Origin of the sequence: Paraburkholderia sp. RL18-085-BIA-A (assembly GCF_046027075.1) — a bacterium.
GTDB lineage: Bacteria > Pseudomonadota > Gammaproteobacteria > Burkholderiales > Burkholderiaceae > Paraburkholderia.
The window spans coordinates 1-720 of record NZ_JARESU010000534.1 but is presented as its reverse complement, the minus strand read 5'-3'; the positions used below and the strand labels follow the sequence as shown (position 1 = coordinate 720).

At 62.6% G+C, this 720-nt stretch carries 1 protein-coding gene; it reads right to left on the bottom strand.

Annotated features, from left to right (window positions below; translation table 11 throughout):
* The coding region (locus P0D89_RS53690; RefSeq protein ID WP_408371415.1) for a hypothetical protein at positions 1-372 on the bottom strand (372 nt) is incomplete at its 3' end.
* Positions 373-720 lie beyond the last annotated feature (348 nt).

Here is a 720-nt window from a genome sequence, read left to right as displayed (position 1 = left end):
AGCGAGCCGTTGCCCCGCGCGTACATGGTCGCCTGCGGCGACATCGACAGCAACGATCCTTGCCCTTGAAGGAGAGCCTAGCTGCGCGAGCCGCTTCGCGTTGAATGCGACAACACCGGTAGCGGCAATGGTATGCACGCCGGGCCGAAGCTCCGCTTTCGCGAACTGCAAGTTGACGTTCGCGAGTGCCTCGGGCGACAGGTCCACGGTATTGGGCAGAGGCGGAGCCTGATCGACTGCCGTGGCTGGCGGCGCTGACCCGGTAGCCGCGGGGGAAGTCCGCGAGTGAAGGGAAAGCAAGGCGCCGCAAAGAACGAGGATGCCCGCTGCACCGACAGACAACTGCAGACGCTTGCGATGGCGGATGTTCACGAAAGCTCTCGATGGTTGAACAAACGTTGGGACGCCGAGGGATCGTGACGGCTTCCCTCAGTGCTGGAGAGCGTATTTTCGTGTTGCGCGTCTGATTGCGAGGTGGCGGGAAAATGTCATTTCGGACATCTTGGGAAGGCAGGCGCAAATTGCACCACTGGCTTGCGGACGAAAGCGGACGCGGCGCGAGCCAGGGCGCGCCATCGTGAGCGGATCAGCTAACGGAACTCTGCGAGAAAAGAATGCCGCGCGATTGCGCAGCACGACGACTCAGGGCGTCACTCGGTAACGGAAGGAAAGTAAAGCGTGAAGGTCGTCAGGCCGGCGCGGCTCACGACGTCGACCCGG